Annotated in this window: 26 protein-coding genes; 17 read left to right on the top strand and 9 right to left on the bottom strand. The window is 57.4% G+C overall.

Annotation, left to right across the window (positions count from 1 at the left end):
- Window positions 1–22 precede the first annotated feature (22 nt).
- Window positions 23–1,045, top strand: a complete 1,023-nt coding sequence (locus ACA060_RS09930) for a purine-nucleoside phosphorylase (RefSeq protein WP_109629103.1) — start codon at window positions 23–25, stop codon at window positions 1,043–1,045.
- Between the two features lie 586 nt (window positions 1,046–1,631).
- Here the strand turns inward: ACA060_RS09930 and ACA060_RS09925 are convergent.
- The 4 genes from ACA060_RS09925 to ACA060_RS09910 form a co-directional block, all read right to left on the bottom strand.
- On the bottom strand, window positions 1,632–2,195 hold the full coding sequence (locus tag ACA060_RS09925; RefSeq protein WP_497316919.1) for a DUF1254 domain-containing protein: 564 nt from the start codon (window positions 2,193–2,195) through the stop codon (window positions 1,632–1,634).
- A gap of 141 nt (window positions 2,196–2,336) precedes the next feature.
- A complete protein-coding gene (locus ACA060_RS09920; RefSeq protein WP_497316918.1) occupies window positions 2,337–3,908 on the bottom strand; it encodes a sensor domain-containing diguanylate cyclase in 1,572 nt (523 codons plus the stop codon).
- 65 nt (window positions 3,909–3,973) lie between these two features.
- Window positions 3,974–4,765 (bottom strand): aldolase, encoded by a 792-nt coding sequence (locus ACA060_RS09915; RefSeq protein ID WP_497316916.1) that lies wholly within the window; start codon window positions 4,763–4,765, stop codon window positions 3,974–3,976.
- An 18-nt stretch (window positions 4,766–4,783) separates the two neighbouring features.
- A complete protein-coding gene (locus ACA060_RS09910; RefSeq protein WP_497316914.1) occupies window positions 4,784–5,488 on the bottom strand; it encodes a haloacid dehalogenase type II in 705 nt (234 codons plus the stop codon).
- Between the two features lie 108 nt (window positions 5,489–5,596).
- Here ACA060_RS09910 and ACA060_RS09905 point away from each other — a divergent pair, with 108 nt between their 5' ends.
- Window positions 5,597–6,445, top strand: coding sequence for a LysR substrate-binding domain-containing protein (locus ACA060_RS09905; RefSeq protein WP_497316913.1), 849 nt, complete (start codon window positions 5,597–5,599; stop codon window positions 6,443–6,445).
- Between the two features lie 111 nt (window positions 6,446–6,556).
- The gene (locus tag ACA060_RS09900) at window positions 6,557–7,024 is read left to right on the top strand and encodes a hypothetical protein (protein ID WP_497316911.1); all 468 of its coding nucleotides are present in this window, start codon (window positions 6,557–6,559) and stop codon (window positions 7,022–7,024) included.
- 74 nt (window positions 7,025–7,098) lie between these two features.
- Here the strand turns inward: ACA060_RS09900 and ACA060_RS09895 are convergent, their stop codons facing one another.
- Window positions 7,099–8,850 (bottom strand): L,D-transpeptidase family protein, encoded by a 1,752-nt coding sequence (locus ACA060_RS09895; RefSeq protein ID WP_497316909.1) that lies wholly within the window; start codon window positions 8,848–8,850, stop codon window positions 7,099–7,101.
- Between the two features lie 81 nt (window positions 8,851–8,931).
- On the opposite strand from ACA060_RS09895, the gene ACA060_RS09890 reads away from it, so the two are divergent.
- The 10 genes from ACA060_RS09890 to dusA all read left to right on the top strand — a co-directional run bounded on the left by ACA060_RS09890 (window position 8,932) and on the right by dusA (window position 17,381).
- Complete coding sequence (locus ACA060_RS09890) at window positions 8,932–9,636, top strand: murein L,D-transpeptidase catalytic domain family protein (RefSeq protein ID WP_497316907.1); 705 nt, start codon at window positions 8,932–8,934, stop codon at window positions 9,634–9,636.
- A gap of 159 nt (window positions 9,637–9,795) precedes the next feature.
- The gene (locus ACA060_RS09885) at window positions 9,796–11,496 is read left to right on the top strand and encodes a copper resistance system multicopper oxidase (RefSeq protein ID WP_497316905.1); all 1,701 of its coding nucleotides are present in this window, start codon (window positions 9,796–9,798) and stop codon (window positions 11,494–11,496) included.
- A 10-nt stretch (window positions 11,497–11,506) separates the two neighbouring features.
- Window positions 11,507–12,394 carry a copper resistance protein B gene (locus tag ACA060_RS09880; protein ID WP_497316903.1) on the top strand — a complete coding sequence of 296 codons (888 nt, stop codon included), beginning with the start codon at window positions 11,507–11,509 and terminating at the stop codon, window positions 12,392–12,394.
- Window positions 12,395–12,446: 52 nt separating this feature from the next.
- Complete coding sequence (gene copC / locus ACA060_RS09875) at window positions 12,447–12,818, top strand: copper homeostasis periplasmic binding protein CopC (protein WP_497316901.1); 372 nt, start codon at window positions 12,447–12,449, stop codon at window positions 12,816–12,818.
- Window positions 12,819–12,821: 3 nt separating this feature from the next.
- Window positions 12,822–13,787: a copper homeostasis membrane protein CopD gene (copD, locus tag ACA060_RS09870; RefSeq protein WP_497316900.1), complete on the top strand. Its 966-nt coding sequence runs from the start codon at window positions 12,822–12,824 to the stop codon at window positions 13,785–13,787.
- A gap of 54 nt (window positions 13,788–13,841) precedes the next feature.
- A complete protein-coding gene (locus tag ACA060_RS09865) occupies window positions 13,842–14,234 on the top strand; it encodes a hypothetical protein (RefSeq protein WP_497316898.1) in 393 nt (130 codons plus the stop codon).
- Between the two features lie 103 nt (window positions 14,235–14,337).
- Window positions 14,338–14,727 carry a hypothetical protein gene (locus ACA060_RS09860; RefSeq protein ID WP_497316896.1) on the top strand — a complete coding sequence of 130 codons (390 nt, stop codon included), beginning with the start codon at window positions 14,338–14,340 and terminating at the stop codon, window positions 14,725–14,727.
- 98 nt (window positions 14,728–14,825) lie between these two features.
- On the top strand, window positions 14,826–15,095 hold the full coding sequence (locus tag ACA060_RS09855) for a heavy-metal-associated domain-containing protein (protein ID WP_497316894.1): 270 nt from the start codon (window positions 14,826–14,828) through the stop codon (window positions 15,093–15,095).
- A 160-nt stretch (window positions 15,096–15,255) separates the two neighbouring features.
- Entirely contained in the window at window positions 15,256–16,047 is a 792-nt protein-coding gene (locus ACA060_RS09850) for a transporter substrate-binding domain-containing protein (RefSeq protein WP_497316892.1), read from the top strand.
- A 338-nt stretch (window positions 16,048–16,385) separates the two neighbouring features.
- On the top strand, window positions 16,386–17,381 hold the full coding sequence (dusA, locus tag ACA060_RS09845) for a tRNA dihydrouridine(20/20a) synthase DusA (protein ID WP_497316890.1): 996 nt from the start codon (window positions 16,386–16,388) through the stop codon (window positions 17,379–17,381).
- A 54-nt stretch (window positions 17,382–17,435) separates the two neighbouring features.
- Here the strand turns inward: dusA and ACA060_RS09840 are convergent, their stop codons facing one another.
- Window positions 17,436–18,269 (bottom strand): undecaprenyl-diphosphate phosphatase, encoded by an 834-nt coding sequence (locus tag ACA060_RS09840; RefSeq protein ID WP_109629068.1) that lies wholly within the window; start codon window positions 18,267–18,269, stop codon window positions 17,436–17,438.
- 499 nt (window positions 18,270–18,768) lie between these two features.
- Between ACA060_RS09840 and ACA060_RS09835 the strand changes: the two genes are divergently transcribed.
- The 4 genes from ACA060_RS09835 to ACA060_RS09820 all read left to right on the top strand — a co-directional run bounded on the left by ACA060_RS09835 (window position 18,769) and on the right by ACA060_RS09820 (window position 22,764).
- Window positions 18,769–19,509: a winged helix-turn-helix domain-containing protein gene (locus ACA060_RS09835; protein WP_497316888.1), complete on the top strand. Its 741-nt coding sequence runs from the start codon at window positions 18,769–18,771 to the stop codon at window positions 19,507–19,509.
- Window positions 19,510–19,537: 28 nt separating this feature from the next.
- Window positions 19,538–20,287, top strand: coding sequence for an EAL domain-containing protein (locus ACA060_RS09830; protein ID WP_109629064.1), 750 nt, complete (start codon window positions 19,538–19,540; stop codon window positions 20,285–20,287).
- 30 nt (window positions 20,288–20,317) lie between these two features.
- The gene (locus ACA060_RS09825) at window positions 20,318–21,007 is read left to right on the top strand and encodes a helix-turn-helix domain-containing protein (RefSeq protein WP_109629062.1); all 690 of its coding nucleotides are present in this window, start codon (window positions 20,318–20,320) and stop codon (window positions 21,005–21,007) included.
- A gap of 362 nt (window positions 21,008–21,369) precedes the next feature.
- Window positions 21,370–22,764 carry an undecaprenyl-phosphate glucose phosphotransferase gene (locus ACA060_RS09820; protein WP_497316886.1) on the top strand — a complete coding sequence of 465 codons (1,395 nt, stop codon included), beginning with the start codon at window positions 21,370–21,372 and terminating at the stop codon, window positions 22,762–22,764.
- 257 nt (window positions 22,765–23,021) lie between these two features.
- Here the strand turns inward: ACA060_RS09820 and ACA060_RS09815 are convergent, their stop codons facing one another.
- The 3 genes from ACA060_RS09815 to ACA060_RS09805 are packed head-to-tail and all read right to left on the bottom strand — an operon-like array spanning window position 23,022 to window position 26,520.
- Complete coding sequence (locus ACA060_RS09815) at window positions 23,022–25,100, bottom strand: YjbH domain-containing protein (RefSeq protein ID WP_109629058.1); 2,079 nt, start codon at window positions 25,098–25,100, stop codon at window positions 23,022–23,024.
- Window positions 25,097–25,858: a capsule biosynthesis GfcC family protein gene (locus ACA060_RS09810; protein WP_497316884.1), complete on the bottom strand. Its 762-nt coding sequence runs from the start codon at window positions 25,856–25,858 to the stop codon at window positions 25,097–25,099. The genes ACA060_RS09815 and ACA060_RS09810 overlap by 4 nt, the downstream gene beginning before the upstream one ends.
- The gene (locus ACA060_RS09805) at window positions 25,855–26,520 is read right to left on the bottom strand and encodes a YjbF family lipoprotein (RefSeq protein ID WP_497316882.1); all 666 of its coding nucleotides are present in this window, start codon (window positions 26,518–26,520) and stop codon (window positions 25,855–25,857) included. The genes ACA060_RS09810 and ACA060_RS09805 overlap by 4 nt, the downstream gene beginning before the upstream one ends.
- Window positions 26,521–26,523 lie beyond the last annotated feature (3 nt).

Below are 26,523 nucleotides of genomic sequence, written 5' to 3'. Positions count from 1 at the left end.
CTTGATTGAACCTGGAGGTTTTATGAATGCAATGACGCGTGTTTCCCTGGCCTGTGCCGCCCTGCTCTCTTCCACTGCCTGGGCGAGCGAAGCGCCGATCCAGCCGAAAGTGATGCTGATCACCATGTTCGCCCCTGAGGCGCAAAACTGGATTGATCGCCTGGAACTCAAGCAGGAAGTCCGGGTGCCAGGCCTGTCCGCCGAGTACCCGACCATTCGCTGCAACACGCAGCAGGTGTGCCTGATGGTCACCGGCATGGGCCAGACCAACGCTGCGGCTTCGACACTGGCCCTGGCCCTGTCGCCAAAATTCGACCTGCGTAAAAGCTATTTCCTGATCGCCGGGATTGCCGGCATCAGCCCGAAACACGGGACCATCGGCACGGCCGCGTGGGCGCATTATTTGGTGGAGTTCGGCACCCAGTGGGAACTGGATTCGCGCGACGCGCCGAAGGACTGGCCGACCGGGTACATCGGCATCAACACCAAAGGCCCGAACGAAAAACCGCCGCTGGATTACAAGACCGAAGTGTTCGAGCTCAATCCGAAGTTGCAGGCCAAGGCATTCGCGCTGACTCACAACGTTGAACTGAGCGAGAGCAAGGAATCGGCGGCGTGGCGTCTGAAGTACCCGTCGGCCCCGGCCAATCAGCCGCCGGTAGTCACCCGGTGCGACACGCTGGCGGGCAACACCTGGTTTTCCGGGACGCGCTTGAGTGAGCGTGCCGAGGTCTGGACCAAACTCCTGACCGACAACAAAGGCGAATACTGCACGACGCAACAGGAAGACAACTCCACCTATGAAGCGCTGTTGCGCGCCAGTCGCGAGGGTTTGGTGGATGTGCAACGCCTGGCAGTGGTGCGTGCCGGCTCCGATTTTGATCGACCGGCACCGGGTCAGAGTGAGGTGGATAACCTGCTCAAGTATGCGGATCAGGGCGGGTTTGTGCCGGCGCTGGAGAACCTGTATCGGACGGGGAATCCGTTGGTGCAGGACATCTTGAACAATTGGTCGGCGTGGGAGAATGGTGTTCCCGAGGCTTGAGTCACGCTTGATAGCGCCATCGCGAGCAGGTTCGCGCCCACAGGTTCAGCGCAATCCCTGCGGGAGACAAGCGAGCCGGCTCGCGAAGGCGTCATCACCATTCGTCATCCCGCCAACACCCTCCGCCGTCCCCGTTACACCATCAGCAGGTAACGACTGATCCTGGGAGACGTGCGCAGATGAACATCAAAATCACCACGCTGTTGTTGACGGGTTTGCTGGCCGCAGCAACAGGGGTCACTTACGCAGCCTCCGGCAACGACAATGAGGCGAGCGAGACACGGTCCTGGTCTGGCGGACGCTCGATCATGTCGCCCAATCACTCTCCGGATCAACCCTCAGGGCGATATACCTCTGACGGGGGAAAAGGCGGATATGGCTCATCGAGAGAAGGCAATGGTGGAAATGCCGGGAACAGTGGCTCGGGTGCGGGCGGCGGCACGGGCGCTGCCGGTGGAGGGACCGGCGGTGCGGGAGGCGGGACCGGCAGCTGGACGCGTAGAAGCGGCCAATGACGGGAAATCTTCGGCTGCTCTCTACTCAGTGTGCTTAACGTAGTTGCCATACCCGCCGAGAGTGCCGGCAATCATCGACCCGCCGTGACCACTCGAGCATGGATTGCGACCGGCTCCGTTTTTTTGCCGACCTGCGACAACGGCGTCACGGTGTAGCCCGCCTGAATCCTGTTTACCGTCGCATAGTCCACCGCTCCGCTGACGTCGGTGCGACCGACAACCCAGACGAAGGGCGTGGGCGCCGGCAAATGATTCAGTCCTGCCGGCACCGTTCCGGCCCATCCCGGTGGCGTCAGCAGAAACTCACTGGCCTGTGTGTCCGTCGCATATCCACCCGGCGCGGCGAACACATCGCTCCACATGTCGAGCATGGGCAACACGTAAAAATGCCCGGCGGTGTCCGGCGCGGTAATCACCAGCGGCTCTTTGGTCAAATCGAGCCAGGCGATCGAATACAACGTGTCGACATTCGACTGCACCACGGCTTTGAAATCTTCGGACGGGTACTGCGGCACCGTCACAAAGGCGTTGGCTTCCTGCGGCGAGATATTCGATTGAGCCTGGCTGGCCAGCGGAAAGACAGCGCAGGCTGCAAGGGTTAGAGCAACGGCTGTCAATGCTTGAGGTATCAACATTTTGGCGATCGTCCGTGCTGTGGGGAGACCTGACGGGTTCGGCAGAGCTACCGGAACTCTAGACGATCAAAGCAGATGGACCTGACAGGTAGACAAACGGACGATGAACTGTTGCAGCACTGAAACAACGGCACAAATGTCTCAACGATCAGAGCGCATCAACGCCTCCACGCCACCTTCCATCGACAGCACCGCAGAACGATTTCGCCCCGAATGCTTGGCCTGATACAACGCCGCATCCGCGCGTTCTATGAACACTTCGATGCTGTCGCGTCCGGTCGGTACAAACGCGTAACAGCCAAGACTGACCGTCACGTAACCCGTGGGCGAACCGCTGTGGGTGATGTTCTTGTCCATGACGCTACGACGGATCTGTTCGGCAATCACCAGCGCGCCATGAAGGTCGGTGTCGGGCAGCAACACCGCAAACTCCTCGCCGCCATAACGCACCGCCAGATCGGCTTTGCGATGGCAGCAACCCTTCACCGCCCGCGCCACTTCCGCCAGGCAATGATCCCCCGCTACATGGCCATATGCATCGTTGTAGCGCTTGAAGTAATCAATATCGAGCATGACCAGGCTCAGCGAACTCGACTGCCGGGCGCCTCGGCCAAACTCGATGTCCAGCGCCTGCTCGAACAGCCGGCGATTGGCCAGGCCCGTCAGGCTGTCGTGAGTGGCGATCAGCTTCAGGGCGTCCTTGGCCTTGCGCAAATCGGCCTCGACCCGCACGCCGACGCGCACCTGGCGAACGAACACCCAGCCGAACAGGCCGACACCCAATACCACCAGGGCAACGATGACGCTGGATTGAAAGGCGGTGCCGTACCATTCCTTGAGTATCGAGTCCCTGGACGATGCCGCCGAGACCACCAGCGGATACGCGTCGAGCTGACGGTAGCCATACAAACGTACAACGCCATCGACCACCGAGCTGATCATCGCGTTGCCGGCAGGCGCGGCAGGCAAGCGCTTCTGAAAAATTTCGCCCTTGGCCAGGGACGTGCCGATCTGTGATTCCACAAACGGCCTGCGCGCCAGCAACGTGCCGTCGGCCAACGCCAAAAACATCGAGCCATTGTCATCGATGCTGAAGCTTTTGAAGAACTGATCGAAGTAGGCCATTTTGATCCCGGCCAACACCACGCCCTGGAAGTTGCCGTTCTTGTCGTTCAACCGTTTGGAGACCGGAATGATCCAGTCACCATTCTCCCGACTGCGAAGTGCCGGCCCGATGTGCGCGAGGGTGGACGCGTTCTGCTGGTGGAACTTGAAGTACTCCCGATCAGCCACGCTGGGACCATGGGTCAAATCCTCGAATGAGGTCACGACCCACTGCCCTTGTTTGTCGAACAGAAAGATCCCGTGCAATTGACCCAGTGTCTGCACCCGCCGGGCGAAGGTTTTCTGCAAGCGTGGTTTTTGTGCCGCGCCGTAACCATCGGCCTGAATCCAGTCCACCAGGCTGGTCAACACCAGGTCGGCTTTCATGAACGTGTCTTCAGCCTGCTGCGCCATCGCGCGCGCCAGGTTCGACGACGAGACTTGCGCCACTGCCAGCGCGTGGCGCCGCGATTGCTCCAGCTGCAGGTAAAGCAGAGCAAAGAGACACAGGCACACCGTGGCGATAAACAGCACCGCTGCCTTGAGCAGGGATAACCGTTTCAAAGCGCCGCCCGGGATTTGCTCCGGATCTTGAGTGAGGATAGGCAAAAGCTCGTCCTGTAAGGGCAAGGCATGGGCGAAGGCCCAAAGCCCTTATATTTTGTGAGCTTAGTCTACGCAGTAATGAGGGGCAATTGTCCTTTGGATAGCTGCCGCATCGCACTGTGCAAATGCGCCCGCGCGCTTTCGGCATCGCCCCGGCGCATTTGCTCGTAGGCCCGCAGGGCAATGTCATGGGGCACCGGCTTGAGGTCACGTTGGGTTGCCATCGCCATCAGTTGCACTTGCGCGGCACGTTCCAGGTAATACAAATCATCCCAGGCTTCGGCGATGGTCGGCCCGGCGACGATCACCCCGTGGTTCTTGAGGAACAGCACGTCGGCGTCGCCCATGACACTGGCAATCCGGTCACCTTCGGATTCATCGAGGGCCAGGCCATTGTAGTTCTCGTCCACCGCCGTGCGACCGTAAAACTTCAGCGCCGTCTGGCCCAACCACAACAGCGGCGGCCCTTGCAGCAAGCACAACGCCGTGGCGTGAGGCATGTGGGTATGGAACGCCACTTTCACCCTCGGCAGCTGTTTATGCAGGCGGGCATGGATGTAAAACGCAGTCGCCTCGGGCTGCCCCTCACCATCGACGACGTTGCCGTGGAAGTCACACACCAGCAGATTCTGCGCCGTCACCTCGGCGAACGCGTACCCGTAGGGGTTCACAAAAAACAGATCATCGCGCCCCGGCACCATCGCCGAAAAATGGTTGCAGATGCCCTCCTCCAGGCCATGCAGCGCGGCCAGTTGAAAACACGCGGCCAGCTCCGTGCGGGCCGTGATGACGGCTTGCGAATCCAGGTTGAGGTCGGCATAACGCGCGGCACGCGAACGGCCTGCAAGGGTGTGTGCCATGGCGAAGTCTCCGTGTTTTTACCAGCCCAGGGATGTGAACAAAGGCACGACTTGATCCAGCGTGTTCAATATCGCATCGGGTCGGTAGTCCGGCAGCAATTGCCGACCGGTGCCACGGTCGATCCACACGCAGCGAAAGTGCATGTCCCGGGCGGCGGTGTGATCCAGCGTCGGGCTGGCGCAGATGTGCACCACTTGATCACGGCTGACACCGAGCTGTTCATGAGCGTAGTCAAACAACCGCGGATTCGGCTTGTAGGCCCCCGCCTGTTGCGCGGTGATCACACGATCAATATGCCCGCCCAGTTGCGCAACGTTGCCGGCGATAATGTCGTCGTCAGTGTTGGAAACGATGCACAGTTTGAAACCCATTGCCTTGAGTTTCGCGAGGGTCTCGATCACTTCCGGGAACGGCGGCATCCGCGGAATCGCGCCGGCCAACCGTTGACTGTCTTCGGGCAGGCTCGCCAACCCCAACTCCTCCAGGGCGAGCTGCAACCCGAGCGTGCTCAGTTGGCGAAACGAGCGATGCGGCGGCATCTGCTCCAGCCGATGTTCATGGCGGTCGTAGACCTCGATCAGTCGAGCGACTTCAACACTGTGGTCGCCTTTGTCGTGCAGGATTTCGGCGACTACGGCTTTCAAGCCTTCATCCCACTGGATCAACGTGCCGTAGCAATCGAAGGTCAGCCATTCGGGGCGCGGGGTGTTGTTGAGTGTCATGTTGGCATCCTCTGAAGGGTGATCTTCAGATTACGAGCCGTTGATGATAGTGTGAAATTAAATTAATACTGATCCGTCAGTGGCAAATCAAATATCAAGGAGACCACCATGCTTGATCTTGAACTGCTCAAGACTTTCGTCTGCGTGGTCGATGAAGGCAGCTTCACCCGTGCTGCCGAACGCGTGCATCGAACCCAATCCACCGTGAGCCAGCAGGTTCGCAAACTGGAAGAATTGGTCGGTCATCCGCTGCTGTTGCGTGACCGCACCGGGCAGAACGCCAACGTCACCGAGCATGGCGAACTGCTGATTCACTACGCCCGGCGCTTGTTGGCCCTGTCATCTGAAGCCGTTGAAGCGCTGGCCAGCGACCTGGATCTGGAGATCCTGCGCATCGGCGTACCGGAAGACTTCGATGCGCGGCGCATGGCGCTGATCCTGGCCGGCTTCAATCGCGCGCGGCCGCAAGCCCGGCTGGAAACGGTCAGCGGCATGAGCACGGATCTGAAACAGAAACTCGCATCGGGTGAGATCGACATCGCCCTGGTCAAACGCGAACCGGACAGCGGGCCGTGCTGGGCGGCGTGGCCGGAAGTGCTGGTGTGGGTCAAAGGCGCGGGCGTGGACTCGGCCAACGGCGTGTTGCCATTGGCGTTGTTTCCGCAAGGGTGCATTTATCGGCAGCGGGCGATTCGTTTGCTGGACGTGGCGCAGCGCCCCTGGCGGGTGGCGTTTGGCAGCCACAGTTTGACCGGGATCCAGGCGGCGGTGGCTTCGGGGTTGGGGATTTCCGTGCTGCCGGCTTCGGCGGTGTTGCCGGAGCACAGCGTGTGTACTGACCTGCCGGAGTTGCCGCCGACAGAGTTGGCGTTGATCAGCCGCGAGGGAGCGTTGACGGGGTTGCAGCGGGATCTGGTGGAGTTTTTGCGGGGAGAACTGGCGGTCTCGGGCAACTGACTGTTGAGTAGAAATGATTTGTCACGCTTGTGTCACTGACATGACGCAGGGCAAAGCCCGGATGGCATTGAAGGAGCTACGATTACTCTTACATCACGACAGGGAATCGAAATGAGTAAGGCAGACGAACTCGCGGCAAAGCTGAAACATACCCGGCCTACCAGCGCGGATCAGATGATCGACAGCTGGCCCGGCCAAGTCTACGAGCTGTATGAGCAGATCGAGGCGTGGCTGCTGCCAGTGACCGAGGTCGGCCTGGTCCTTCGGCGCAATCCCACGCATGTCTTCGAGTGCGATTCAGAGGGTGCGACTTTCGATTATGCAATTGACCAATTGCTGATCGAAGGCAATGAGCACGGCATCACCTTCGACCCTGTTGCGCGCTTTACCGAAGATGGCGCGGGGCGTGTCGAGATCCACTCGAAAGGCAAAGAACTCGCGCTGCTGCGCACGGTGGACGAGCATGGCGAGACGCATTGGTGGCTGCAGGCGATAGAGCAGGCCGGACAGCAACTGGATGCGGTTGCGCTGACTGAGCACAATCTGCTTTCAGTTGTACAAGAGGGACTGGAACTCTAATTATTAAATTCCGGGCATGTAGAAGTCCTAATACAACGGAAAGGGGACGGACTTATTAAAACAAGCCCACGCCCCTACTGCCGCGCCGGCCCTGCCGCTACCACCGACCCCACCGCCGTGTGCAACTCCATCACAGGCGCAGGCGAAGGCCGATTCAACGCCCGCAACACCGGCGCATCGTAGCCATACACATCAGGCTTGAACGCCACTCGCCCGTCGCTGCCCAAATCCACGGTCCAGTACGCCAGCAACACGGGCACTTTCACCGGCAGCCGAATGTTTTCGGTCTTGCCGCTGGCCAACTGCTTTTGAATGCCTTCGCTGTTCCATCGGACCGGGTCGTTGAACAACAGCTCCACCAATTGCAGCGGATTCTCTACCCGAATGCAGCCCGAGCTGGTCGCGCGGACGGTTTTGGCAAACAACTCGCGATGCGGCGTGTCGTGGAGGTAGATCGCATAGTCGTTGGGAAACCGGATGACCACTTGGCCGAGCGAGCTGTCGGGCCCAGCGTCCTGACGTAACGTGAGGCCGCGAGGATTAGTCCAGTCGACGGTCGACGGATCGAGCACATTGCCTTCCCGATCCAGCACTCGAATCCGGTTGGCCGCGAGGTAGCCGGGATTGCTCTGAACCTTCGGCAGCATATCTTCCTTGAGGATCGTTGGCGGTACGGTCCAGGTCGGGTTAAACGTGATGTAGGTAATCTGCGCCTGGAAGATTGGGGTATTGCGCGCCGCTTTACCGACCTGCACCCGGGATCGCCAGATCGGCAGGCCATCGCGGTACATCGCCACCTTGTAGCCGGCGATATCGACGATGACGAACGTGCCCTGGAGTTTGTAGAGCAGCCAGCGCGCCCGCTCCATGTTCACCCGGACCTGGTCGATGCGCGCCTCAACGGGCACGTTCAGCGCCGCCAGTGTTGTCGCCCCTGCCATGCCGTCCGCGCCCAGGTATTGCTCGTTTTGATACTTTTTCACCGCTGCGGTGACGACACCGTCGTACTGGGTGCCGTGGATCAGTCGCGGATCGAGGAAACCGGCCGCGACCAGCCTCGCGCGCAAATGCGCGACAGCGGGTTCGTCCATGCCCGGTTTGAGCGAATGGTCGACCACCACTTTCGGCCAGCCGCCCCGATCGCGGATACCGCGCAATTGCGCCAGGGCCTGACGCAAACCGACGTACACCGCCTCTTGCGGCGGTGCCTGGGCAAACGCCTTGGCCACGTCGTGACTGTCGAGCGCGGCAAAGAAAGCATTGACGTCGTCACGTGGATCGACGCCATTCGAATCAAAATTCCAGTGAATATCGAGCCGCGAAGGGTCGACCTTGCCGCGACGCAACTGCAGCAGCGCGGTGATGAAAGTATGAGTTGTCGCCAAATCGAAAGCCGCCCGCTGCTCGGGCGTTACCGGCGTGGTCTGCATCGTGGTCTGGGACCGGATCAATTCATCGATATGAAAGTCCGCCGGGGTCAAGCCGTCAGCCTCGGTCGCGTTCAGGCTGGCGATCAATTGCGCGACATCGCTGTCATTCGTCCACGCCGCGCGATAGGCACGATGGGTATAAAAATCCATGACCAGATGGCTCACGTCTACCCGCCGATTGCGTGGTGCGGTGAGCAACGGCGGAAATGCGGTTTTCAACGGCTCAAGCGAGGCCTGGATCGCTTGACCGACGTTATCGTCCGCTGCAGCCTCGATCATGGAGCTAGGCGCATTTACAGGCTCAATCGACGAAGTTTCCGCGAGCGCCGTGCCGCTGATCAGAAAGCCCATAAAAAATACGCGGCTTATGACGAATAACCTTGTTAAAAGCACCATGAATAATCCTTAATCTCCCGCATTCAACGCCTGGCTGCCAACGCACTGCTAGACTCGAACTTAACATGATGAGACATCTATATGGCGCCACTACGTATTGGCTATCTACTTTCGGCCCTGCTACTGACTGCAATGTCCGTACCGTCAGCCTACGCCGATTCTCTCGCGGCCGCCCTCATCAAAGCGGCGCCGAAAGCTAACGCCAACGTCATCAACCTCGCCGTTCGCGCCTCTCAATGCAGCATCGCTCAAGGCAAAGCGCCTGCCCAAAGGCTTGCGGTCATCGACTATTCCCTGCCTTCGACCGAACAGCGGCTCTGGGTGTTCGATTTAAAGAAGCGCAAGTTGCTGTTTCATGAACTGGTCGCCCATGGACGAAACAGCGGCGAGAACATGGCAGTCAACTTTTCCAATCAAAACGAAAGCTTCGCTACCAGTCTCGGCTTGTACCGTACGCAGTCAAGTTATGTCGGGCAGAATGGCTACTCGCTGCGCATGGAAGGCCTGGAGCCGGGTTTCAATGACAACGCGTTTGACCGCGCCATCGTGATTCATGGCGCGCCTTATGTGAGTCCGGTCCTGGCCCGTGCAAATGGACGGATTGGCAGGAGCCTCGGTTGCCCGGCGGTCAGACCGGCGGTTGCTCGCCGCCTGATTGATTCGATGAAGGGTGGGCAGCTGTTGTTTTCTTACTATCCGGATCAGCGTTGGCTGAATTCATCCTCGTATATCAATTGTGGCAGCGGCACCGTGGCTGATACATCCGGGCCCAAAAAACACCTTTAAGAAAAGGCGCCCGTTCAGTGGCGCCTCCCTCCTGCTTCAACGCGCCTACACCGGCGAAACTGTCAAAATTGTAATCCTGGCCTCAGCCTTCTGAAAGGTGCCGCTCGTTAGCCTCGACGTCAAGCTAGCTCCAGGCTGACGGACGGGGAACACAACGGCATGCATTCCAACACTACAAGACGCACCTTCGTGAAAGGGCTCGCTGCGGGCGGGCTGCTTGGCGTTCTCGGCTTATGGCGCACGCCGGTCTGGGCAATTACCAGCCCTGGCGAACCCCAGGTGTTGACGGGCACCGACTTCGATCTGTCGATTGGCGAAACCCCAGTCAACATCACCGGCACCCCGCGCAGCGCCATGGTCATCAACGGCGGCATTCCCGGCCCGCTGCTGCGCTGGCGCGAAGGCGACACTGTGACGTTGCGGGTGCGGAACAAGCTAAAGGTCGACACGTCCATTCACTGGCACGGCATCTTGCTGCCGGCCAACATGGACGGCGTACCAGGCCTGAGTTTTCACGGCATCGAACCGGGCGGCCTGTACGTCTACCAATTCACAGTCCGTCAGAACGGCACTTACTGGTATCACAGCCATTCGGGCTTTCAGGAACAGTCCGGCGTTTACGGCCCGTTGGTCATCGATGCCAAGGAGCCAGAGCCGTTCCAGTACGACCGCGATTACGTGGTGATGTTGACCGACTGGACCGACGAAGACGCCGTCGGCCTGATGAAGACGCTGAAAAAGCAGGCGGATTACTACAACTACAACAAGCGCACCGTGGGTGATTTCATCCACGACGTCAGCGAAAAAGGTTGGGGGGCCACGGTCGCGGACCGAACGATGTGGGCCGAGATGAAGATGAACCCCACGGACATCGCCGACGTCAGCGGCGCCACTTACACCTACTTGATGAACGGCCAGGCACCCGACATGAACTGGACCGGTGTATTCCGCCCCGGCGAGAAGTTGCGGCTGCGGTTTATCAATGGCTCCGCCATGAGCTACTTCGACGTGCGCATTCCCGGGCTGAAAATGACGGTGGTCGCAGCCGACGGCCTGCACATCAAACCGGTGAGCGTCGACGAGTTTCGCATCGCGGTTGCAGAGACGTTTGACGTGATTGTCGAGCCGACCGAAGCGGCTTACACCCTGTTCGCGCAATCGATGGATCGCACGGGGTTTGCACGGGGCACGCTGGCAACGAAGCCTGGTTTGTCGGCGCCGATCCCCGCGCTGGACCCTCGTCCGTTGGTGACCATGGATGACATGGGCATGGGCGGGATGGATCACGGCAGCATGGGCGATATGGCGGGCATGGATCACAGCAACATGGCCGGCATGCAATCTCATCCGGACACCGAAAAAGACAACCCGTTGGTGGACATGCAAGCCATGACCACCTCGCCCAAGCTCGACGATCCCGGACTGGGCCTGCGTAACAACGGGCGCCGAGTCCTGACCTACTCCGACCTGCGCAGCACCTTCGAAGACCCGGACGGCCGCGAACCCGGCCGCACCATTGAGCTGCACCTCACCGGCCACATGGAGAAATTCGCCTGGTCGTTCAACGGTGTGAAATTCTCCGACGCCGAGCCGCTGCGCCTCAAGTACGGCGAGCGGGTCCGCGTGGTGTTGGTCAACGACACGATGATGACCCACCCCATTCACCTGCACGGCATGTGGAGTGACCTCGAAGACGAGAACGGCGAGTTCATGGTGCGCAAACACACCATCGACATGCCGCCCGGCTCCCGGCGCAGCTATCGGGTCACCGCCGATGCGCTGGGCCGCTGGGCCTATCACTGCCATCTCCTGTACCACATGGAAATGGGCATGTTCCGTGAAGTTCGCGTGGAAGAATGAGGCGCATCCCATGACCAGATTGACTCCCCTCTCTTTAGCACTCGTGACCGCGGGCCTGACACTTTCTTCGGCAATGGCCGCCACCGACGACATGCAGGGCATGGACCATAGCCAGATGACTGGCATGGACCACAGCCAAATGCAAAGCATGGATGACGGCCAGATGCAGCCCGCCGCGCCGACCGAAAGCCGCACGCCGATCCCGACGCTGACCGACGCCGACCGCGCCGCCGTGTACGCCAGCCCGACCGGGCACGGCGTGCATGACACCGCACTCAACTATTACTTCCTCGCCGACAAACTCGAATGGCAGGACGCGGACAACGGCAGCGCCCTGGCCTGGGATTTATCAGGCTGGGTCGGCGGCGACATCGACCGTCTGTGGCTGCGCTCCGAAGGCGAACGCATCAACGGCAAAACCGAAGACGCCGAAATCCAGGCCCTGTGGGGCCACGCGATCTCCCCGTGGTGGGACGTGGTGAGCGGCGTGCGCCAGGATTTCAAACCCGGCGCACCACAAACCTGGGCCGCCTTCGGTGTGCAAGGCATGGCGCTGTACAACCTTGAGACCGAAGCCACAGCCTTCATCGGCGAAGGTGGCCAAACCACCGCACGACTGGAAGGCGACTACGACATCCTGCTGACCAATCGGCTGATTTTGCAGCCGACAGCCGAACTCAACTTCTACGGCAAAAACGACCCGCAACGGGGTATCGGTTCCGGGTTATCCAACACCGAGGCTGGCCTGCGGCTGCGCTACGAAATCCGCCGGGAATTCGCGCCCTACATCGGCGTAACCTGGAACCGCACTTACGGCAAAACCGCCGACTACGCCAACGATGAAGGCGAGGATCGCAGCGAAGCGCGCCTGGTCCTCGGCGTTCGGCTGTGGTTCTGAACGCTTCAACAAAAACCAAAAACCAACCGTTTAAAACGGTAAGAGGCCTCGCATGCGCATGATCAAAACCACCCTTGTTGCCCTGGGGCTGCTGATGAGCGCACTCGCTCAAGCCCATCCGAAACTACTGTCCTCCTCCCCCGCTGAAGGTGCAGACGGCGCAGCACCCGCCAAAATCGAACTGCACTTTTCCGAAAATCTCATGACCCAGTTTTCTGGCGCGAAACTGGTTATGACCGAAATGCCCGGCATGGCCCACGCCCCCATGCCGATGAAGGCCAAAGTCTCCGGCGGCAGCGACCCGAAAACCATGGTCATCACCCCGCTTTCGCCACTGCCCATCGGCACCTACAAAGTCGAATGGCGCGCGGTCTCTTCGGACACACACCCGATCACCGGCAACGTTACGTTCAAAGTGAAGTGATTAATGAGCGACTCGATCGGCATTGCGCTGCGGTTTGGCTTGTATGTGGATTTGATGCTGCTGGTGGGATTGCCGCTGTTTGGGTTTTACAGCCTTAGAGGGCGGGAACGCGTGTCGGGCGCTGTGTTGCCATTTCGGTTGATGCTGGCGGGGACGGCGGCGCTTGGGTTGCTGTTGTCTATCGCGAGCATGGTGGTGATGGCGAGCGGCATGAGCGGTGAAACGGACTTTGCCGAGTTGCGTCCACACATCGAGATGATGGTGTTGGAAACGGACATGGGCCTGGCCTGGGTCGTGCGTCTTGTCGCACTGGTTGTTGGAGGATTGGCGGTGACGCTAAACCATCGTGCCCCCGGCTTTAGCTTGCTGGTTGCGGCGATTGCTGGCGGTATCGCTCTCGCCTCTCTCGCCTGGAACGGACATGGGGCGATGGATGAAGGCATCCGCCGTGTCTGGCATTTCACTACCGACATCCTGCACTTGCTGGCTGCTGGCGTGTGGCTGGGAGCGCTGGTGGCGCTAGCGTTGATGGCGAAAAATGTTCTGCAGACCGAAGAGCGCATCCGGCTGCTGGCCCGCGCAGTGAAACGGTTTGAATCGGTGGGCGCGTTGATTGTGGTCGTCATCACCGTCACAGGTGTTGTGAACTATCTCTTCATCGTTGGGCTTAAGCTTGATGAAGTATTTCTAAGCACTTACGGGATTTTGCTGTTTATCAAAGTCGCCTTGTTTACGGGGATGCTGGTGCTCGCCGCGTTGAACCGGTTTCACCTTGGACCGGCTCTGCAACTGGCGTTGCGCAAGGGGCAATTTCGGGTGGCGGCGAATGCATTGCAGCGCAGTGTGGTAGTGGAGTTGATGGCGGCGGTGTTGATTGTGGGTTTGGTTGCCTGGTTGGGGACGTTGAGTCCAGAGATGGAAGTCAGCGCGGAGTCACGTAAAGGGGCACCAGTTGATATGGATCAATGATGGCCTCTTGCTCGGGGCTAAGCTCAAGAAAAGCCTTCAGATCAGGTACACACAATGCTCTGGCTCCGCACTCACCTACCGCTGCTGATCCGCCAAGTGCTCGCACTGTGGCTGCTGGCCTTTGCAGTAGCGGCGAGCCAGGGATGCCTGAGTCTGCCGCCTCATGACCTGACCGCCACCCATGAAATTACCCACAGCGCCGACCCTGTCGACAGTCATGAGCTGCATGCCAGCGGCTGCCTGCAGTACTGCGAACACAGCTCCACAGCGCTGAGCCCCACTCTGACCCTGCCCACCCTCGAACACACCCTTTGGGCCGTCCTGTTTCTGCTGCCTGCACTGATTCTGAGTGCCCGCTCCCAGACTCGGTTCGCGTTTCTCACTCTACACCGTCCGGCGCCACCCCGGCCGCCAGCGCGTCTGCGATTCGTTCGCTTCAACGATTAAAACCACTCTTCGAGCGTCCGGAGTTCCGGCCGCCCCCCTTTGGCTTCGCCTCTTTAGCGCGGCTCAATAGTTCCTGTACGTCCCTGACTCACTGGAGATTGCCATGCATACGCACTTCAAAGCACTCGTCGCCGCACTGCTCATCAGCAGCCCATTGGTTGCTATGGCCGTCGAGGAACATCACCCCGACACAGTGCCAGCCACACCGGCCGCCGCCACGCAAGACAAGGCCATGAGCGAACAGATGGAAAAAATGCAGGCGGCCCACGAAAAAATGATCGCCGCCAAAACCCCGGCCGAGCGCCAGGCCGCCATGCAAGAAGGCATGGCCACGATGAAGGCCAGCATGGGCATGATGCACAACCATTGCCAAGGTATGGGCATGGGCAAAGGCATGTCCGGCGGTAAGGACCATTCAGAACAGATGATGGGCATGATGATGAAAATGATGGATCAGCAGTCGAACATGATGAAGATGCCGATGGCGCAGTAATCGCCTGAAAGAAGCGCTTGACCTTGCCATCGTGGCAAGGTCAACCATCGATTCACGTCATCACACCACCTGCCACTCACCGTAAAGAGGTTTACGTAATGAACAGTACTGAACTGCAAGTTGAAGGCATGAGCTGCGGCAGCTGCGTCAAACACGTCAACGCTGCGTTGCTGCCGCTTGCCGGGGTTGGTGAAGTGACTGTCGATCTGACGTCCGGCCGGGTCAAAGTGACCGGGGACACCGACAGCAATGCCCTGTTATCGGCACTGAATGAGGCTGGGTATCCGGCAAGCGTGTTGACGGGGGAAAGCCCGGAAAACATCAAGAAAAAGTCAGGGTGCGGCGGTTCAAGTTGCTGCTGTCACTGAGTCCGAACGGTCAGGATGACATCGAGGCCAGACCGCATTTTGCAAACACAAAAAAGGGCGCTCCCACAATGAGCGCCCTTTTTCGTCGTGGATAGCCGCCGAGAAACTGTTTCACTACACTCCATTTTCCCCAACCCACCCTTATAAAAGCCCGCCAAAAATGAAAACCATAAAATGCACAATGATGCTCGGTGGCCTGCTCGCGCTCTCCTTCGGCGCTCAGGCACAGGACGGCCCTTCGCATCTGGACAGCATCATCCAGCAAGGCCAACTGCGCGTGTGTACGACGGGCGACTATAAACCCTATACCTCCAAAGCCGAAAACGGCGAATACTCGGGGATCGACATCGCCATGGCCCGCTCACTGGCCGACAGCCTGGGCGTCAAGGTTGAGTGGGTGCAGACCACGTGGAAAACGCTGATGCCCGACATGCTGGCCGGCAAATGCGACATCGGCGTCGGCGGCATCTCGGTCACCCTGGACCGCCAGAAAAAAGCCTTCTTCAGCACAACACTGGATGTCGACGGCAAAATCCCATTAGTGCGCTGCGAAGATCAGGCGCAGTACCAGACCGTCGAACAAATCAACCAGCCTTCTGTTCGTTTGGTTGAACCGGCCGGCGGCACCAACGAAGCGTTTGTTCACGCGTTTCTGCCCAAGGCGCAACTGAGACTTCACGACAACGTGACCATCTTTCAGGAACTGTTGGATAAGAAGGCCGATGTGATGATTACCGATGCGTCGGAAGCGCTGTATCAGCAGAAACTTAAACCCGGGTTGTGTGCAGTGAATCCGAGCCAGTTTATGCAGTACGGTGAAAAGGCCTACTTGTTGCCCCGCGATGACATGACCTGGAAGTTATATGTCGATCAATGGCTGCACTTGGCCAAAGTGACCGGCACCTATCAGAAAGTCCTGAGCCAATGGATCGCAACGCCCGCCTCCAAATAGCCGCCACACCACGCCCCCTGTAACAGCTGGCGAAGCCTGCGTTCGGCTGCGAAGCAGTCGCAAAGTCAGCCCCCCATGGTGCATCAGATAACAACGCGCCCCGGCGGAAACATCTTCCGCCGTTGCATCATGCCTTAGTCCTCATCCTAAGACGCCAATTCGTCAGACATTATGAAACCCGACCGTGCGACAGCATTGGTTCAGCTACGGCGGTTTTGGGATGTAAAAAAGGGCGCTCTCTTCTACTGCAACGCCCCCACGTCAGACTCGCCTCAACCTCAAAAGCCCATTCCTGATAAACTCCCCCACCACCCAGCCCCACCGATTCCAGATCCCCCATGCCCTCAATCACCGCCACACCCGCCCCGCTCTCCCGCCGCTTCTCCGTCGCCCCGATGATGGATTGGACTGACCGCCACTGCCGCTTTTTCCTACGGCTACTCTCCAAGCACGCCCTCCTCTACACCGAAATGGTCACCACCGGCGCGCTCCTCAACGGCGATCACGACCGCTTCCTGCGTCACAACGAAGCCGAACACCCGCTCGCCCTGCAACTCGGTGGCAGTGTTCCATTGGACCTGGCCGCCTGCGCCCGCATGGCCCAGGACCACGGTTACGACGAGGTGAATCTGAATGTCGGCTGCCCGAGTGATCGGGTACAGAACAATATGATTGGCGCGTGCCTGATGGGGCACCCCCAGTTGGTGGCGGATTGTGTGAAGGCGATGCGCGATGCGGTGTCGATTCCGGTGACGGTGAAGCATCGGATCGGGATTAACGGGCGGGACAGTTACGAGGAGTTGTGTGATTTCGTCGGCACGGTCCGGGATGCCGGGTGCACGAGTTTTACGGTGCATGCGCGGATTGCGATTCTGGAGGGGTTGTCGCCGAAGGAGAACCGTGACATTCCGCCTCTGCGTTATGACGTGGCGGCACGGTTGAAGGCGGATTTTCCGGAATTGGAGATTATTCTCAACGGCGGGATCAAGACGCTGGAGGCGTGTCATGCGCATTTGCTGACGTTTGACGGTGTGATGTTGGGCCGTGAGGCGTATCACAATCCTTATGTGATGGCTGAGGTGGATCAGCAGTTGTTTGGCAGCACGGCGCCGGTGATCACTCGAGCAGAGGCGCTGGCGCAGTTGCGGCCTTATATAGCGGCGCATATTGATGCGGGTGGTTCAATGCACCATATCACCCGGCATGTGCTGGGACTCGGCACCGGGTTTCCGGGGGCGCGCAAGTTTCGGCAGTTGTTGTCGGTGGATATTCACAAGGCTAAAGAGCCTTTGGCGTTGCTGGATCAGGCGGCGGAGTTGCTAGAAGGGCGTTAATCCGTTTTATCTTTATAAATACCAGGCTGGCGGGTCCGCAGCCTGGTTCAAGTGTCAGAGCGCTGCTGCTTCAGTCCAGTTAACCCAACCGAATACCCAAGTCGCCAGGATCAGCAAACCGAATGCGATCCGGTACCAGGCGAATGCGGCGTAGCTATGGCTGGCGATAAACTTGAGCAAGCCGCGCACGGCGATCATAGCGAAAAAGAACGCGGTGACGAAGCCCAAGGCGAAGACTGGCAGGTCGCCGGCCTGGAACAGATCGCGATACTTGTAGCCTGAGTAGACCGCCGCACCGACCATGGTCGGCATGGCCAGGAAGAACGAGAACTCGGTGGCCGCCTTGCGCGACAGTCCAAACAGCAACCCACCGATAATGGTCGACCCAGAGCGTGAGGTGCCCGGTATCATCGCCAGGCATTGAGCGAAACCAACCTTTAACGCGTCAGACCAGCGCATGTCGTCGACATGGTCGACATACACCACATGTTCCCGCTGCTCAGCCCACAACATGATGATGCCGCCCACAACCAATGCAGTCGCCACGGTGATTGGGTTGAACAGATACTCATGAATCTTATCGGCGAACAATACGCCCAAGACGACGGCCGGCATAAAACCGATCAATAAGTTCAAGGTAAAACGTTGTGCATTGCGTTGGATTGGCAGGCCTGTGAAGATCTCGAGGATCTTGCGGCGAAACTCCCATACCACAGCAAGGATGGCGCCCAGTTGAATGATGATGTTGAAGGCCATCGCTCGCTCACCGCCGAAGTCGAGCAGGTCCGCCACAATGATCTGGTGGCCAGTACTGGATATAGGCAAAAACTCCGTCAGCCCTTCCACCACGCCTAAAATCAATACCGTTACGGTAGTCCAAAAATCCATTAATCCCCCTCATCGACAAAAGCAAATCCGCTGACGAACTTCAAATTTAGCGCCAACGCGTCAGTAAAGCGCATTTAGCCTTCTATTAAAACTCAACGTTAACAATCGTCCATGACCACAACATCAACCGGGGTGTTATATAACAACCCATATCACCTAGTTCAAAACTAACGACAGGCCCAAAACGACACATAAATCAGACTAGTTACGTCAAATCATAATACCCATTTAACCAATTCAACTACGGATGCTCTAGCCACCGGCGCCATGCTTATTGAACTGGAAAAGCGGGACATTGAGCGAAAAGATGGCACAATGATACTCCTTTGCCACTGCGCGGACCAAGCGCACGCAGCACAAAGGATCTCGTCAGATTGACAGCAATGTTAAAAAATTTGTGACGCCTGCTTGAAAAATCCGTGAAATGTTACCAATTGTCAGTCACAAATGAGAATTGGTGCTTTAACATCCAAATGTCAGCACCCAGCCGAGTCAAAGCATGATGCTTACAGGGAAATTAACGAATACCAGCCACAGCCACGCAAAGGAGGTGACGGGTATTCTCACCATTGGGCGGACCCATAGTTTAGCTGAGGGTTTCAAGACATCAGTTGCAAGTTACGTAGCGCATGATATACCCGTTGATACGATGTGCTACAACAACTCGTTTAAAAAAAACAAGGAACTCTATTCATACCGTGCAGCATTCATAGTCATTGATAGCCCTCAGGCATTCGATGAAAGCCTCGCCCTCGTGGAAAATATGCGTGCCGACAACCAGGCCCTTATTATCTTTGTGGCCATCACCGGCAAAGGCACTTATAACAAGATGAAATACTATCTTGCAGGGGCCGACCATTGTATTAAATTCAGCATGACTCCTGAAGAAAACACGGACGCACTTTCCGAGTTCTTTAATAGCGCAGAATGGCACAAGCAGCACAATTTGCTCTTGGATCCGACGCGCATGTGCTTGATTGGAGACTACAAGAAGCTGGATGTATCGTTTCCGGAAATGAAAATCCTTGAAGCTTTTTCCGAAACGAAAAATCAAATATTGAGCCATGATGAAATCGCCAGAATCATGGGTCTGAATATAACGTTTTATGACCCAAGAGCCTTGGAAAAATCTATCAGCCGCCTTCGCGGAAAGATAAAAGGTATGTATGGCACCAACGCCATTCAAAGTATTCGTGGGCATGGATATCGTCTTGTCAGGGGTCTGATCTCGACCGCCTGATGATTAATATGCAGGGAGTTATTGCAATATGAACGCTACGATGAGCGCGTCACACATCTATCGTGCGAGTCATTATCTGTCTCGACAATTGATCCTCACTCGCGACGACTGCCCATTTGGCAGTGAGATCAGAATTCAGTTTGACGCCAGTCAGACTCATGCATCCTATGCTGTACCGCAAGAGATAAACGGCATTTACAGTGAAGTTCTCATGCAGACTCGGCTGATTGCCTTTTCGCTAAAGGACCATAATATTTCTAGCAAAAACAAATACTTAAGCCGTAGATTCGTTTGCGCTGGGCAGTCAGATCTGGCCGATTCCGCACTCACGGAAGAGTTGATACAGTCCAGCGACGCCCTTCGCAACTTTGGCCAGACACTGGTTATCGCGTTCAATGAGTTACCCCTTTCGGCGGTCAGCTTTATTGATAAAAAGAAAATCCTCAACAACGTATATCTGTTGAAAGATCACGGTGTAGAAATCGCGTTCGATGGCTATAACATCGAAAACGAAAGTATCGAAATATTTACAACCCTGAATCTTTTCGACTATATAAAGATTCCTCTTTCAGCCCTAGACTTGAGCCTTAAACTGACGGGCAACCCCGATTTATTCAATCGTCTGCACGAACGCATGACCATGCTGACTCACACCACCAAAGTCGCGTTTATAGCTGACAGAGTCGAGCATGCGGCTAGCCATATACTGGCACGCGCATTACCTTTTGATTACTTTCAAGGGAGCCATTACTCCCCTGCCGACATCCTATTAAACTAAAATCCGAGTGCACCCCTTCAGGAGAGAGACATGGAAAGCAGTACACCCCTCCCCAGAAAATATTTTGTCGTCGTTACTCATAGCCCGGCATTACAACTTGAGCTTGAGGCATTACTATCGAGCGAGCGATATAATTCATTCGGTACGTCGCAGGCAAAGATGTTTGTCGAAGGTGTTGCCCTACCTTCTTCCGCCCCTAAGCTAATGGAGTTTATTTCCCCTCACCTTGACAGGTTTGTCCCTCCTGTTATCAAACATGATACACAGCGCATACTCTCGACCTTCGAATCCGAGTGGCGAGCGGCGCAGTCAGAAACACGGTTTAATAACAGATCTTCACTGGCAGATGAAGACCGAGATGACACCCGGGACTCCCCGTCCAATGTGTCGACCAGCCCCCACTACCCTTATACCGAAGCCTGGCGACTCAGCAATGTCAATGGCGCTTTGATTAAAGACGACGTCGAAATTGTCTTGACTGGCCTGGAGGCCACACTGGTCAAAAAGATGCTGCACCATGATGACCGGGTAGTCAGTAAAGATGACCTTATTCGGAGCATTGGCAGAGAACCCGAACACTATCGAGGCTTGGAAATGTGCCTGAGCCGGCTACAGGAAAAGTTTAAAAATGCCAGTAATGGTGAACGTCTTTTCCGAGCGGTTAGAAATCGCGGCTATTGCCTGATTCAAAAAATCATTCGGGGGAAAAGCCTCACCTGAGCCAATGAAATGACCACCATGGTAGTGCATACAAAAACAACAAAAGCACCCCACCACTTCATCTTTTCAGCACCTCTCTCCTCTCAAATAAATCCCGCTTGAACCTCCCCTCAAACAACTTAAATTCTCGACTATTTCTAACACCTCGCCCCCCCCAACATAACCGTCAAACGAATAACTCACCCGTTAAAAGTCGTCAGACAGCTTTCAGCCCAATAAATTAATCTATTCACTGACGAGCGCGCCGCACAGTGGCGTTTCGACCGTCAATGTTTTGCCCTCTTATAAAAATAATAATGTTTGTTACATCAACTTGGCTGTTGTCTGTCGACGCGCGAATGGACGTATTTTGGGGATATCGCATGGTTAACAATCTTCGTATCAATCGAAATACCCACCTCAAAGGATTGACCTTCTGGGGACAATGGGCACTGGGTCAGGGCTTTGTTGTAGCCCTGTTGTTTCTATTGGTTTATTACCAGACCGGAACGGTAGAGTTCTATTATCGAGTGTGCGCAATTCTGACGGTACTTGCTTCGGTTCCCGCCTATACCTGGTGTGGTGTCTATGCGAAGAAAGATAACTACCTGGAGGGATTGGGACGTTTGTTGATGGGCTGGACAATGACCCTGGCGGCATTGGCCTGTGTGGCGTTCATCTGCAAGGCTGATGAACTGTTTTCCCGTCAACTGATTCTGGTATGGGCCGCCTGCGGTTACATCGGGCAGACACTGTTTTACGTTCCGCTGCACGGCTTCTCGCAATACTATCAACGCTCACTTCAAAGCGAGCATAAAACCCTGATCGTCGGTACCGGTGAGTTGGCATTGGGACTCGCCAGGAAGCTGCGTAGCCTTGAACACTTCCCACTGGTGGGGTTGGTCAGCACCGACACCACGCTCCCGCTGGCGATGGGCTCACCGCCGATCGTAGGCCCGCAGGAGCAGCTGCTGGAGTTGATCAAGGCCCATGACATCCGACGTTTGTACATCACGCTGCCCCTGAGTGAAGCGGCAAAAATCGAAGCGATGTATATCGATTTGCTGGGTGCCAACGTAGACGTGGTCTGGGTACCGGACTTGAACAGCCTGACGCTGCTCAACCACTCGGTAAGAGTCGTGGACGGCCTGCCGGCGATCTACTTGAATGAAAGCCCGTTGACCAGCCAGCCGACCGCGGCACTGAGTAAGAGCCTGCTGGAAAAGAGCGTGGCGCTGTTGGCCATTGTGCTTCTGAGCCCGCTGCTGTTGCTGATTGCCCTGGCCGTTAAACTCAACTCCCCGGGTCCGGTGTTTTTCAAGCAAGACCGTCACGGCTGGAATGGCAAGGTGATCCAGGTCTGGAAGTTTCGCTCGATGCGCGTGCACGATGATCTAGAGGTCAAGCAAGCCAGCCGTAACGATTCGCGGATCACTCCGGTTGGACGCTTTATCCGTCGCACTTCGCTCGATGAACTGCCGCAACTGATCAATGTGCTGCAAGGCCATATGGCTTTGGTCGGGCCACGTCCGCACGCCGTTGCGCACAATGATTACTACTCCGGGAAAATTCTCGCCTACATGGCGCGTCACCGAATCAAACCGGGGATTACCGGACTGGCTCAAATCAACGGCTGCCGCGGCGAGACCGACACCATCGACAAAATGCAGAAGCGTGTGGAGATCGATCTCAAGTACATCAATAACTGGTCGTTGTGGCTGGACCTGAAGATCTTGGTAAAGACACCTTTCACCTTGCTGTCAAAAGACATTTATTGATGGCTTAGAAATCAGAAACCGCAAAACGACAAGGGGACGAAAGTCCCCTTTTTCGTGGGCGTCTATCAGGCTTGGATACGGACTCAAGACCATTAACAGGGGATCTATGCCAGCCCCCTGCTTACCGTTGTGAATAGGTGGGATAACGCAGGGAATCCTGCGCAGAAGTGTCCTCACTGTAAAACCTTCCGGGCATCACCCTTCCGGTTGACCGCGTCGCGAACTACAACGCCTGTCGCCCTGTAGTTCGCCCGCCTTCACTCAGTGATTTTGTCGAAGTTGCGGTAGAACAAATCGCTGTCACGGCTATCGGTCATGGAATGCAGCCAGTAGCTGCGATTGAGCCGCGCACCGCCGTCCCGGGTCAGCGGAGACCAGACGATATTGGCGCGACGCATGGTCGACATGCTCATCAGTTCGTCGAAAGGAATGGAGATGTAGATGCCCTTGTCGAAGCTGCCTTCGCCGTATTCCTCTTTTGTCGCGGTGGTGAGCGTGGCCCAGGCACCGAATCGCACACCATTACGGAACTCCCGCGACAGGTCGACGGTGGCGCCCCAATCCCGCGCCAGGTAACGGCCGACACTGACGGCCGCCTGGGTATCGAAAGGCAAATCGGTATAGCCGGTGATGTGGCCGGTCACGGTTGAGTAATCACGCAGGCCAAAGCCCTGGTTGAACTCGCGCTGACGCACGTAGTTCAGGTCTGCACCCACCGACCAGCGCTGGCCTGCCGGACGAAACAGTACCTCACCGCCAACCCCGGCAAACATCGACTCCAGATAGCCGCCGTAGACCATGCCGTACAGGTCTTTATCCAACTGCTCGGCATGGGTGAGTTGAAACGTGGGCATGGTGACGTCAGAGGTCGTGAGGTACTTGCGCAGGTCCGTCCGTACTCGAGGCAAGCCACTCGGTGCGTCGTAGGTAAAGTTGTCGTAGTTGTTCACCAGGTTGGCACTGAGCAGGCCGCTCCACCAGGTATTGCGCGTGAAGCGATACTCGGCGTCCGCATCGGCACTCAACTGATAGAGCAAACCGTCAGGGCCACCGACGTTCTGTTTGTAGCCCAGCCCGATGCCGTAGTTGAACGGATCGCGCGCCGCAGTAAAGAGCGTGGTCTCGTTGTGCGGCATCGCCCCATTGACCTCGGTCGTGCGGTGCAACGTTTGCAGCGGCTCCTCGTTATTGACCACTTCGCGAAAGGTCTGGCGAGGCACGCTGGTTTCTTCCAGCGGCATGTCGTAGCGCTTGTTCACCAAGGTGAACCAGTCGATATCGTCATTGACGCTGTTGTCCAGGATCCGGCTGGCGCGGCCGACAGCTTTGGCTGAATGGAAATAATTCGTCTGCTCGCCGTACACAAACAACTCGGGGCCGCGCTGGGTGATGCGCTCGACTTTGTAGCCGGCATTTTTCTGCAAGCGTTGGGACACGTTGGCCCAATTGACCTGATCCGGAGGGGTGGCGGGTGCCTGTGTCGGCAAACGCTCCGCCGGCGGATCGTAAGTCTTGGCCGGCGTCTTGCGGCTGACGAAGTTGGTATGCAGTGTGATGCCGAACATCGCGGTATTGCCGCGCTCCCAACCCGCACTGAGATCCACCGAATCGGTCAGCTTGAACACTGCGCCGATATTGATGGGCGAATCTTGCTTGATGGCATTGTCTTTCGGCTCGTTTTTGTAGTCGTTGCCTTCGTACTCGAGCTTCAGGCTGAGCGGGTCCCACGGTGTCTGGTAGGTGACGCCGCCAAACAATGAAGGTCGCCCACGGAAATAGGCATTGGTGTTGACGTCACCGGTGCCCTCGCCGTCTGGCCGGGTGTTGAAGCGATCCGCCGCCCAACCCAGCGGGTTGTCGAAATCGCCTCGATTGCCGATGTATCCCCAGGCGATACCGGCGCTGAAATCAAAGTCGTCATAGCGTTTGTTGGCGACCAGGAATTCGCTGGAGAACAGGCCGGTACCGCCGATGTCGCGAAAGCCCAGGGCCAACTCAGGCGCCCAGTGGCTTTCTTGCCACAGGCGCACCTTGAGGTCCACGGCTTTGTCTTTATAACTCTGGTCGCCACTCAACGACTCGGGGCCATACCGGCGGTTGGTGATCGCGGTGTAGCGAAACGAACCTTCCAGCCATTCGAACGGCTGCAATGAAACGCTGTAACGGGTATAGGGATCGGTTCGACTGGCATTCACGCTCAGTTCACCGGCCGGGGCCATTCGGGCCGTCGGCGTCTGCATCAAGCCCACGCCGCCGAAATCATTTTGAGTCAATCGCGGCTCTGCGTGAGCCAAACCACATGGCAACAACAGCACTGCAGCAAAACGTAAATTCAAGGAACCACCTCAGCCAGTTGCGTGGCAAGAAATTCGGCCAACTGCTGATTCAGTTCAGGTATAGGCGGATTAAGATCATCGGTTTTGACAGGGACCAGGATTTTGCTGCCGACCGCAGGCACCTGCCCGCTTTCGCGATTCCACGGCGCGATCCCGATCCGGCGGATGACACCATCGGGCTGAACGATCCAGAGGTAATCAGCATCGGCGTCGGCCAATCGCGAACACCCTTGCAAGTAATCGCGGGCATCCTGCAGCGGGCGATAAGCGAGCCGGCACGGTTCGGCGACAGCGCCCAGCACTTCAACCACATCGGAGCGCATCGGGTAGATCAGGCTGTCGCCATCATCGAGACGGAAGTTTCGCGCGAACCCGACCTCGACCGCGACCGGATCCAGCACCGCCACCTGACGCCCGGTGACCGGCAATCGGCTGACGTGCTCGTACAACCGCAACGCCAATGCCGCCCGGCTCGGGCGATCGAACAGCAACGCGGTGCGTTGCAGCACCTTCAAATCGAACAGGACCCCAGCTTTGAGCCGAGTCTGCTCCTCGATCAATGAGTGTCGCAGCCAGGCGGCCGCCAGCCAGTAGCTTTCAGGATTGGGTTGCGCGACACGCATCACGTCCAGCACGCGGCCCCCGGGTTGCAGTTCGACCGGCCCCGGATTGCGCACATCGCCGCTGACGGTGACGGCCGCATTCGCGCCGCCGGCGATCAACAACAGGCACGTCCATAACACCTTGGGAAACTTCAACGGACAGCCCTGCGTTCAGAGGTCAACTGCACGATCTTCACCCTGAGTTGCCCCGTCAGTTGCTGCTCACTCTGGAGGATGAAACCGTTAGCCGGGTCGACCCAATAATGATTGGTCGCGCGCAGGCCAATGGCCGGAGCCTCTATCTGCTCATCGACACGCAGCACGGCGTATTCCTTGTCCAGGATCCTGATGGTCTCCATGGGTTTTCGGTTGAAGCGACTGCGCACGACCACACCCACTTCGTAACCGCGATAAAGATCGATCCAGCGCTGGCTGGTGTAGCCATCGGGCAATCGGTGAAGGCCTTGCTTGAACGGCGAATCCGCTTCGATACGGGTCCCGTCCAGGTCACCTTCGAAGCCCAGTCCGACAGTACGAACCGCCAGGCCGTCGCGCAGCAACAGCACCTGCTTGCCGGACGCGACCCAGTACTGCAAGTCGCCTCGCTCACGCACCATCGCCAACACCCCTTCACCAGAAGGGGTGGACAATTTGAGTTGCGGATACTGAACTTCGGCCACTTGCGCCGGGGTCAACTCCAGGTCGTCGGGCCCGGCGGCCACGGCTTTGAAGTTGGCCAACGTGGCCTTCATCAGCGGATTACATCCACACAACAGCAAGGCCGCCATCAAGCAGACGCTAACTTTCAACGTTCTCACAGT

Source organism: Pseudomonas sp. LBUM1671 (genome assembly GCF_059695685.1).
This window is presented reverse-complemented; position numbering and strand designations above follow the sequence as displayed.